Raw genomic sequence first — 9,531 nt, 5'->3', positions numbered from 1 at the left:
GGCTGGGCTCCGCAGACCTCGCTCGAGCAGCTGATCCATGAGATGGTCGACGCCGATCTCGAGCGCTTGAAGCGCGAGACGAAAGTCTGAGGGGCGCAAACCGCCCCCCTTTCGCCTTTCCAAAATCGGCGCCCCTCGAATTGACGCAATGACCGCATCGCAGACAAATCGACGAGAAGGCGTGACGCTGTCCTCCGACAGTCTCAACGCTTTCATTTCCCCCAAAGGCGCGGAGCTGCAAAAGCTACGCGACCAAGACGGCGTGGATTACCTCTGGGGCGGCGAGCCGAGCTGGCCGAAGCATAGTCCGCTGCTCTTTCCGATCGTCGGCCGGCTGGCGAATGACCGCTTCGACTATCGCGGCCGAAGCTATACGATGTCCAAACACGGCTTCGCGCGCGACAAGATGTTCGAGATCGTCCATGTCGGCGCGAGTTCAGCGCGCTTCGCGCTTTCCTCCGATGATGCGACGCGCGCGGTTTTTCCCTTCGACTTTCTGCTCGAGGTCGAATTTACGCTGTCCGGCCGGCGTCTCGACATTCGCCACGGCGTGACCAATCTCGGCTCCGAGGACATGTATTTCTCGATCGGCGCGCATCCGGCCTTTCGCTGGCCGCTCGGCGACGCCGCCAAGGAGCGGAGCCAAATCCGTTTCGAACACAGCGAGCCCGCGCCGGTTCGCAGGCTCGTTGGCGGTCTCGTCGGCCGAACTGAGCCTTCTCCGGTCGAGGGCGACCGGCTCGCCTTGCGAGAAAAGCTTTTTGCGGATGACGCCATCATCTTCGACGCATTGGAGAGCCGAAGCCTCGTCTACTCCTGCGGCGGCGGACGATCCGTGGAAGTGGGATGGCGGGGTTTCGAACATCTCGGCCTCTGGTCCAAGCCCGGCGCGGATTTTCTCTGCATCGAGCCTTGGCGCGGATATGATTCGCCGATCGACTTCGCCGGAGAGCTCGATCAAAAGCCCGGAATCGCGCACGCCCGCCCGGGCGAGAGGCTCGATTTCACCCTCTACATCCGGATCGGGTGACGAATGGGCGCCAAGCGCCACGCGATCAAGCTCCTTCGCCGCGCGCTCGGCCTTTCGACGGACGATCTCGACATCGTCGGGCGCCTCGACGGCGTCGACGACGGCGTCGTTCACGGCTGGGCCTATCGTCCCGCGCAGCCGGGGCGGCGCGTGCTCGTCGACATTTTCGCGGATGACGTCTTCGTCGGCGAGCGACTAGCAAATATGGCGAGAGACGATCTCGCCGCCCATGGAATGGGCGACGGCCGCCATGGCTTCGACATCAAGATTCCCGCCGCCTTTCTGCGTGGCGAAGCGACGAGAATTCGCGTCCTCGCCGTGGCGGAGACGAGACTCGAGCTGAGATCGACGCAAAAGCGCGCCCTCTTCGCGCGCCGCCTCGGCCGCGACGATTATCTTCGCGCGCTTTTCGCAAAGGCTTTCGCCGCCAGCGACCACGCGCAGAACGAACGCCCGGCGGCTCACGCGCGAGCGTTTCACGCGACGGAACTGCTGTTCGCGCCGACGCCCGTCCCCGCCCCGCCGCCCATTCTCGGAGAAAAGCTCTGCGCCTATCTCGACCACAATCGCTATAAATGGGATCTCGCCGATAAATTCGACACGACGGTTTCGACCGCCGATCGCGAGGCCTTCCTCGCCCATTATGTGGAATTCTACGGGCGCGCGCGGCGTCCGCTGCGCATACCGCTGTCGGCGCGGGACATAGAATTCCTCAATGACGGGCCCGCTCCGGACGATCGCCTCGCGCCGAGCCGAGCGATGCGCCTCTTCGCCGAGACGCCGAGCGCGGATGCGACCGACGCCGAGCGGCTCGACGCGATTTTTCGCTGGGCCGCTTTCGGCGTCGCGGCGTTCAACGTCGAGGACTGCCTCGTCGCGGACATCCATGCGGAGCTTCTGCGCTCTTGCGACGCGGAGGAGGCCGCTCTTCGCTTTCCGCTCTCGACCTTCATGAAGCGTTTCCTCGCCGCGCATCCGATCCTGCGCGGATCGAATCTGGCGGAGGAGGGCGAACGGCGAAGAGCCTATTTCGCTTCTCTCCTCTTCGCCGCGAGAGCGCCGCATTATCTGCGCTTCGTTCCGCCCGATTGGCTCGACGCCTTTCTGTCGCCGCAGAGCGACGGCCTCTCACCATTCGAAGAAGAGTCGCGTCGCCTCTTCGGCGTCGGCGGCGTCGACGCCTCGCGTTGGCGCGCCGTGATCGAAGAGACCGGCTATGATTATCGCGCAAAGAGCTTTCGCTCACGCACGCCTTCGGGACATCGCGCGCATTCCGTCACTCTGCCCGCGCCCATGGGCGAGACGGTCGATATTCAGCTCATCGGCCCGTTCAGCCGCCAGCTCGGCATAGCCGACAGCTGCCGCGCTCTCGCCGCCGCGCTCGAACGTCTCGATCATTCGGTGCGGCTCTGCGATTTCGCCCTGGACTATCCGAACCGGCTTCGCGCCGACGCCGCGCCGCTTTCGACGACGCCCGCGCGCGCGAAGATCAACATTCTTCATCTCAACCTCGAGGAGCTGCCGAGCGCGATCGCCTATCTGCCGGACGCCTGGCCCGGCGGGAGGCTCGTCGCCTTTCCCTATCTCGAAATGCCGGCGCCGCATCCGGCGCAAATGCTCGGCCTGACGCTCGTCGACGAGTTCTGGTGCGCGTCGGACTTCACGACGCGGGCGCTCGCCGACCATAGGCCGACCTATACGGTCGGCAGCTCGCTGCGCCCCGTGCAGAGGAGAGGGCGAGAGGCGGCGCGCGCGATCTACGACGGTCTGGCGCGCGCCGATGATTTCGTCTTTCTCGCCTCCTGCGACGCGCTCTCCGGCGCCTATCGCAAAAATCCGCTCGGGACGATACGCGCCTTTCTCGGCGCCTTTCCCGATGAAGCAAGAGCGAAGCTCGTCATCAAGACGCATAGCGTCGACAGAGTGCGCGCGGCGCGCGAGATGGATGTATGGCGATCCATTCGCAATGTGGCGGCGGAATGCGAGCGCATCACGCTCCTCGACCGTATTCTCGACGACGAAGAGCAGATGGCGCTGATCGAAGGCGCCGATTGCTATGTGTCGCTGCATCGCGCCGAGGGCTTCGGCTATCATATGCTGGAGGCGATGGCGCTGGAGACGCCGGTGATCGCTTGCAGCTATTCCGGCAATATGGAGTTCTGCGACGAGCGAACAACGTTCCTCGTGCCCTATCGGCTGGTTCCGGTAGGGCCTGGCGAATATCCGCGGACCCGTAGCGACCAGCTCTGGGCGGAGCCCGATTTCGCGCGAAGCGTCGAAGCGATGAAGACCGTCTTCGGCGATCGCGCGGCGCGAGAGGCCAAAGTCGCCGCCGCCCGCGCCGTCGCCGATACGAGATTTTCGACCCGAGCCTTCGCGCGCCGTCTCGACGCGCGCATCGCGGAAATATTGGCGCGCAGCGAATGAGCGTCAGCGCGCGCCGCCGAAAAGCCCGCGCGCGGTCCTCTCCAGCGCCATTCCGGCGAGCATGGCGAGAATGAAGACGACGATCTGCGGATCGAGAAAGGCGAGATCGACGATCGCCGGGCCTGGGCAGACGCCGGCGAGCCCCCAACCAATTCCGAAGATCGACGAGCCGATGAGGAGCGGCGCGTCGATGCGGTCGTTCGTCGGCAGGCGCATGGCCTCGCCGAGCAATGCGCGCGGGCTGCCGCGAGCGAAGCGAAATGCGATCAGCCCGACGCCGATGGCGCCGCCCATGACGAAGGCGAGCGACGGGTCCCAATTGCCGGCGATGTCGAGAAAACCTTTCACCTTGCTCGGCAGAATCATGCCGGAGACACAAAGTCCGAGGCCGAACAGGAGGCCGATGGCGAATGCGGCGATCGTCGATTTCATCATGGTTCAGCCCAAAATATGTCGTAGCGCGAAGACGGTGAGGACGCCGCTCGTCATGAAGGCGAGCGTCGCGGCAAGGGAGCGCGGCGACAGGCGCGACAGGCCGCAGACGCCATGCCCGCTGGTGCAGCCGCCGCCGAGCCGCGCGCCGAAGCCGACGAGCAGGCCGGCGAGAATCGTGGCGCCATAGCCTATGTCGAAGACCGGCGCCCGCGCCGCGCCGGCGAGGCGCCAAAGCGCGGCCGAGACGACGAGCCCGAGGATGAAAGCGACGCGCCAGGAGACATCGCCTTTCGCGGGCGGCAGCAGGCCGGCGACAATGCCGCTCACGCCGGCGATCCGTCCGAGCAGCAAGATCATGATGCCGGCGGCGAGCCCGATCGCGACGCCGCCGAGCGCCGCGCTCCACGGCGTGAAATTGGTCCAATCGATCTGCATCTTCGCTCCCTATTTTCCCGCCGTTTCAAAAGCCCCGCGCCGCCCCCGCCGCGGAGCGCGGATCATTGACGCCGGTCATCGCGCCATCGCCGATCTCGATCGCCTCCGAGGCGCCGAAAGGCGCGTGATCCTCGATTCTATGCCCCATCTCCTCGAGCCGCCGCCGCGTCTGCGGCGAGAGCGCGCCGGGCTCGGCCAGCACGACATCCGGCAGCCATTGATGATGAATGCGCGGCGCCGCCACCGCCTGCTCCAGCGGCATATGATGATCGATGACATTCAGCGCCGTCTGCAGCGTCACCGAGATGATGCGCGGCCCATTGGGGCTGCCGAGCACGAGGACCGGCTTGCCGTCCTTCATCACGATCGTCGGCGACATGGAGGACAATGGCCGCTTGCCGGGCGCGACGGCGTTGGCGCTTCCCTGCACGAGGCCGAAATCGTTTGCCGCGCCGGGCGCGGCGGAAAAATCATCCATCTCGTCATTGAGCAGCACGCCCGTTTCCGGCGCCATGACCTGCGCGCCGAAATAGCCGTTGAGCGTATAGGTGACGGAAACCGCGCCGCCCTCGCCGTCGACGATCGAATAATGCGTCGTCTCCAGCCGCTCGCGCGGCGCGCGGGCTTGCGCGAGATCGGCGGAGCGCGTCGCGCGATCGGCAAAGATCTGCGCGCGGAGCGCGGCCGCGTAGGATTTGGACGTCAGACGCTCGATGGGATTGGTCACGAAATCCGGATCGCCGAGAGAATTGTTGCGGTCGAAGAAGGCGCGGCGCTCCGCCTCGACGATCAGATGCGAGCTTTCCGGCGTATGAAAGCCGAGAGCGGCGAGATCATAGCCTTCGAGAATATTCAATATCTCGCAGAGCGCGACGCCGCCCGAGCTCGGCGGCGCGGAGGAATAGACATCATAGCCGCGATAGGCGCAATGGATCGGCGCGCGCTCTTTCACCTCATAGCGCGCGAAATCCTGCGCGGCGATCACGCCCCGCTCGGCCTTCGCCGCGCGCTCTATCGCCAGCGGAACGCGCCCCTCATAGAAAGCGCGCGGTCCCTCGGCCGCGATCTCGCGCAAGAGGCGGGCGAGATCGCTCTGGATCAGACGATCGCCCGCCTGCAGCGGCGAGCCGTCCGGCCGCGAGAAGATTTTCGTGGCGGCGGGACTGTCCTTCAATCGCGTCGCGGCGCGCAGCAAACGAATGTCCGCCTCCTCGAGAATGAAGCCGCGCTCGGCGAGCGCGATCGCCGGCGCGATGAGTTTCTCGCGCGGGAGGCGGCCATATTTCGCGCGCGCGGTCTCGAGGCCGAGCACGCTTCCCGGAACCGCGACGGCGCGATAGCCGATGCGGCTCGCCTCCTTTTCGACGTCGCCCTTCGCGTCGAGAAACATATGGGCCGTGGCGGCGGCGGGCGCCGACTCGCGAAAATCGAGGAAATGCTCGCCCTGCCCGGGCAGATGCAACAGCAGAAAGCCGCCGCCGCCGAGATTGCCGCAGCAAGGATGCGCGACGGCGAGCGCATAGCCGACGGCGACAGCGGCGTCGACGGCGTTGCCGCCGGCCTTCAAAATGTCGAGCCCGACGTCGCTGGCGAGGCGATGCTCGCTCACCACCATGCCGCGCCGCCCCGTCGCGACCGGCTCGGCCGCGGCGACGAGAGCGAGAAGGCAGAAAATGAGGGAGAGAAGCAGTCGCATCGCGGACTCGTTGTCGGGGCAGTCGGCATTGGGCAATCGGCAGTGTCGTGCACGCCTACTGCCTACTGCCCAATCCCGCCGGCGGACCGATCAGCACGAAGCCGCGGCTGCGGCCCTCATTGCCGGCGTCGATCGTGCTCATCGCATCGAACAGATCGGCGGCCGAGACCCAGACCGGCGGATATTTGTAGCGCGCGACGTCGAGAAGGAGAAAGCGATCCGTCTTGGCGTCATAGGCGGCGAGCGGCGAGATATGTCCGCTGCGCGCCTGCCCCAGCGCCGCGCGCTGATAATTGACGACGACATGGCGCCGCTCGCGCGAGAGATGATCCGCCGCGCTCGCGCGGAACTCCTCGAGCGAGCTCTGCGCGGCGTGCGTCACCTTCGCCTCGAGGCCGAAGCTGGCGACGAGACCGCCGAATTCGTCGAGCGTCATGCCCCGCCGCACTATGCTCTCCTGCGTCACCACCGCCTCGGTCTTCTCGCTGAAGACATTCTCCTGCGTGAAGCTCCCCTGCGCGTCGCCGCCGGCGGGCGCGGGAATGTCGAGGCCGTTGAGCAGCATCACCAGAGTGGCGACGCCGCAGAAGGAGCCGTTTTTCTGGGTGACGAATTGCGTGGCGAGCGGCCAATAGGCTTCGCGCGCGCTCGCCTCGAGGAACCACTCGCGCCCCTGCGCGCTGCGCAAATCGACGAGATTGCCCGAGAGCGGCAGACGCTCGGCCGTGGCCGGCGAAAGCGCGGCCGCGAGCGCGCAAAAGGCCAGCACGAAAAGAGCGGAGCAACGCCGCGAGCTCGACGTTTTCGTCATTTCATCCTCGGAAAGAGCGCGTCGAAGCGAGGTTCGACGGATGCGCCGGGCAGCTTAGAGGCGCCGTGCGCGCCACGCAATTTCTGCCCCGCGAAAGCGGCTTTATTGCGCCTCGAGCGCGGCCAATAGGCTCGCCTGATCCGGCGCCGCCGCGACGCGCACATGCGCGCAACCGGCGGCGCGCAGCACGCGCGCGACATCCTCCGACAGCGCATGATGCGCCACGCGCGCGCGCAGTGTCTCCGGCGCCCCCGCGGCGTCGGCGAGCGCGAAGAAGATCGACGCGCTGCGCGCCGAATAATGCAGCGCGGCGTCCACCTCCTCGGCGGCCAGAGCGGCCGCGGCCTCTTCGCCGAGCGCATCGGCGGCGCGCGCCTCATAGGTCTCGACGATCGTCGCGGCGTGGCCGCGCGAACGCAGGAAAGATTCGAGCTCGTCCTTGCGGTCGCGGCCGGCGAGATAGAGGAAATGAGAAGGCGCCGCGAAGCGGGAGAGGAGCAGTTCCGTCAGCGCCGCCACATCCGGCGCGCTCGCCTCAACTCGCGCGCCGCGCGCGGCGAGCGCCTGCGCCGTCTTGGCGCCGACGACGAAAAACGGCCCCCGCAACGCCGCCAGCCCCTCGCCCGCATAGCGGATCGCGCGGGCGCTGGTCGCGAGAATCGCGTCGAAATTCTCCGCCGGGATCGGCGCGCCGGTGGCGACGATCTCCAGAACCGGCGCGATCAGAGGCGCAAAACCGCGCCGCCGCAATTCCTCCGCCGTGCGCAGGGCGTCCTCTCTCGCCCTGGTGACGAGAACGCGCCTCATGCGAGGCCCGCGACCCCATCGGGCAGACGCAGCAGGATTTCGTTCGCCGCATCGTCGCCGATGAGCGCTGCGTCCATGGCCGGCCCGCGCCGGTGCGCCTCAAAGACCTCGGAGCCGTCGGCGCGCAGCGCCATGCCGCGGAACTCGATCTCCTCGCCGATGAGCCGCGCATGGGCGGCGATCGGCGTGCGGCAGGAGCCGTCGAGCACGGTGAGAAAGGCGCGCTCGGCGGCGAGCGCCGCAGCGGTGGCGGGATCGAGGATCGCCGCCAGCGCCTCGCGGACGCTCGCGTCGCCGGCGCGCTTGGTCACGGCGATGGCGCCCTGGCCGGCGGCGGGAAGAAAATCCTCGATCGGCAGAATGGCGGTCGCATGGGCCTCGAGGCCGAGCCGCTTCAGCCCGGCGAGCGCCAGCAGCGTGCCGTCCACCTCGCCGCTCTCGACCTTGCGCAGCCTGGTCTCGACATTGCCGCGCAGCAGGGTGACGGAAACATCCGGCCGCAGCCGCTTGACTTGCGCGCCGCGCCGCAGCGACGCCGTGCCGACGACCGCGCCCTTGGGCAGCGCCTCCAGCGTCGCCCCGCCCCGGCCGATCCAGGCGTCGCGCACATCCTCGCGCGGGAGATAGCCGGCGATGGCGATCTCGGGCGGCAGATGCGTCGGCAGATCCTTGGAGGAATGCACGGCGAGATCGATGCGCCCCTCCATGAGGGCGACGTCGAGCTCCTTGGTGAACAGCCCCTTTCCGCCCGATTCCGAGAGCGGCCGGTCCTGGATGATATCGCCCGTCGTGCGGATGATCTCGATCGGCAGCGTGTCCTCGGCGAGACCGAGCGCCGCGGCCAGCAGGGCCCGCAGCTCATGCGTCTGCGCCAGAGCGAGAGGGCTGCCGCGGGTGCCGATGCGCAGTTGTGTGGTGGTCATAGCCTCGTCCGCCGTGGGAATTGTCGAGGCGGACTATAGGGAAAAGCGGCCGGGCTACAAGGCGTGGGAGGGGCGGGTCGGTTTTGAGTGATGCGCCGGAAGTGACCTAACCGCAATGACCTACAGCAAATGGAGCCCCCTTTTAGACGAGGAGACCATCCGAGCCATGAACGTGGCCCCTGCGGGCGATCGCCCGCAGCACGAATCTTTCGCACAGCACGAATTCCAGACTCGAAAATTTAACCGATTTTCTGGTCCTCGCCTGTGTGACACTCTGGCGGAGTCTTTGTTGAGCGGCATGCGGCGCGGAGGCGTTGCAATAGGTTATCTTCTGGCTTTGTAACAAATTCACTTCCAAGAGAGGTAGTGAACACCGCCCGCAAACTTTCTAGAGCTACATGAGCCTGTGCTATAGTGATGAGCCCGCCTTTTTCCTGCATAATGAAGTTCTGCGCGAAATGCTCCACCCACTTTCTGTCTGAATACGACATTGGGACTAACCAGTTTGCCTCTTGTGCATGGCTTAATTCCGTAGGCAAAGGGCTACTCATTGAGGGTTCATACATTTGGAGAGCATGACGCTTTCGAAAAATGCCGGTACGCCACCCGATATGGGTGACACGAAAATTTCTGTCTCCTGAGTTTACAATTCTGAAGGAGATGAACTCAGGATATGGTGGTTCTTGTCCTGTTCCCATCACGATGCGATGACCGACAGTTACCTTCGCTGTTGGCCTAGCAATTCGATTCGCTAAATGTAATGCGACTGCTGCCGCAGCAAATGAACCAATTGCGGCAGCCCAGTTAGCGAAAGAATTGATAAAATCCCATTGGGTCTTGGAGAGGCCAAGAAACGATGGTTCAGACATAGGAACTGTACTCCGCTGCTTAGAACCTGACTCAAAAGACAACTATCGCGCGAGCCGCCTGATTGCGATCTGGATCGACGCCAGAACGACGAAGGTTT

The 9,531-nt window shown here is 65.6% G+C and carries 9 protein-coding genes; 2 read left to right on the top strand and 7 right to left on the bottom strand.

What is annotated here, in order from left to right; translation table 11 throughout:
• Positions 1-148 precede the first annotated feature (148 nt).
• Complete coding sequence (locus tag Mspo_RS18950) at positions 149-1,030, top strand: aldose 1-epimerase family protein (protein WP_159732784.1); 882 nt, start codon at positions 149-151, stop codon at positions 1,028-1,030.
• 3 nt (positions 1,031-1,033) lie between these two features.
• Positions 1,034-3,457: a glycosyltransferase gene (locus Mspo_RS18945; protein WP_159732782.1), complete on the top strand. Its 2,424-nt coding sequence runs from the start codon at positions 1,034-1,036 to the stop codon at positions 3,455-3,457.
• Between the two features lie 3 nt (positions 3,458-3,460).
• On the opposite strand, the gene Mspo_RS18940 is transcribed toward Mspo_RS18945, so the two are convergent.
• From Mspo_RS18940 to Mspo_RS18910, 7 genes are all read right to left on the bottom strand, one after another.
• Positions 3,461-3,892 (bottom strand): DUF6691 family protein, encoded by a 432-nt coding sequence (locus Mspo_RS18940; protein WP_201281759.1) that lies wholly within the window; start codon positions 3,890-3,892, stop codon positions 3,461-3,463.
• A 3-nt stretch (positions 3,893-3,895) separates the two neighbouring features.
• Positions 3,896-4,327 (bottom strand): YeeE/YedE family protein, encoded by a 432-nt coding sequence (locus tag Mspo_RS18935; protein WP_159732780.1) that lies wholly within the window; start codon positions 4,325-4,327, stop codon positions 3,896-3,898.
• Positions 4,328-4,352: 25 nt separating this feature from the next.
• A complete protein-coding gene (gene ggt, locus Mspo_RS18930) occupies positions 4,353-6,023 on the bottom strand; it encodes a gamma-glutamyltransferase (RefSeq protein WP_159732778.1) in 1,671 nt (556 codons plus the stop codon).
• Positions 6,024-6,078: 55 nt separating this feature from the next.
• A complete protein-coding gene (locus Mspo_RS18925; RefSeq protein ID WP_159732777.1) occupies positions 6,079-6,834 on the bottom strand; it encodes a phytochelatin synthase family protein in 756 nt (251 codons plus the stop codon).
• A 102-nt stretch (positions 6,835-6,936) separates the two neighbouring features.
• Positions 6,937-7,641 (bottom strand): uroporphyrinogen-III synthase, encoded by a 705-nt coding sequence (locus tag Mspo_RS18920; RefSeq protein WP_159732775.1) that lies wholly within the window; start codon positions 7,639-7,641, stop codon positions 6,937-6,939.
• Positions 7,638-8,564, bottom strand: coding sequence for a hydroxymethylbilane synthase (gene hemC, locus Mspo_RS18915; protein ID WP_159732773.1), 927 nt, complete (start codon positions 8,562-8,564; stop codon positions 7,638-7,640). Before hemC ends, Mspo_RS18920 begins: the two co-directional genes overlap by 4 nt.
• Positions 8,565-8,803: 239 nt before the next feature.
• Positions 8,804-9,433 carry a hypothetical protein gene (locus Mspo_RS18910; protein ID WP_159732771.1) on the bottom strand — a complete coding sequence of 210 codons (630 nt, stop codon included), beginning with the start codon at positions 9,431-9,433 and terminating at the stop codon, positions 8,804-8,806.
• Between the last annotated feature and the right edge of the window lie 98 nt (positions 9,434-9,531).

Origin of the sequence: Methylosinus sp. Ce-a6, from assembly GCF_009811655.1 — a bacterium.
Taxonomy (GTDB): domain Bacteria; phylum Pseudomonadota; class Alphaproteobacteria; order Rhizobiales; family Beijerinckiaceae; genus Methylosinus.
The sequence above is the reverse complement of the archived record's forward strand: the minus strand, read 5'-3'. Positions and strand labels throughout refer to the sequence as shown.

Coding starts and splice junctions, on each gene's coding strand:
- Mspo_RS18950 (WP_159732784.1), top strand. CDS start 149: ATGACCGCATCGCAGACAAATCGACGAGAAGGCGTGACGCTGTCCTCC.
- Mspo_RS18945 (WP_159732782.1), top strand. CDS start 1,034: ATGGGCGCCAAGCGCCACGCGATCAAGCTCCTTCGCCGCGCGCTCGGC.
- Mspo_RS18940 (WP_201281759.1), bottom strand. CDS start 3,892: ATGATGAAATCGACGATCGCCGCATTCGCCATCGGCCTCCTGTTCGGC.
- Mspo_RS18935 (WP_159732780.1), bottom strand. CDS start 4,327: ATGCAGATCGATTGGACCAATTTCACGCCGTGGAGCGCGGCGCTCGGC.
- ggt (WP_159732778.1), bottom strand. CDS start 6,023: ATGCGACTGCTTCTCTCCCTCATTTTCTGCCTTCTCGCTCTCGTCGCC.
- Mspo_RS18925 (WP_159732777.1), bottom strand. CDS start 6,834: ATGACGAAAACGTCGAGCTCGCGGCGTTGCTCCGCTCTTTTCGTGCTG.
- Mspo_RS18920 (WP_159732775.1), bottom strand. CDS start 7,641: ATGAGGCGCGTTCTCGTCACCAGGGCGAGAGAGGACGCCCTGCGCACG.
- hemC (WP_159732773.1), bottom strand. CDS start 8,564: ATGACCACCACACAACTGCGCATCGGCACCCGCGGCAGCCCTCTCGCT.
- Mspo_RS18910 (WP_159732771.1), bottom strand. CDS start 9,433: ATGTCTGAACCATCGTTTCTTGGCCTCTCCAAGACCCAATGGGATTTT.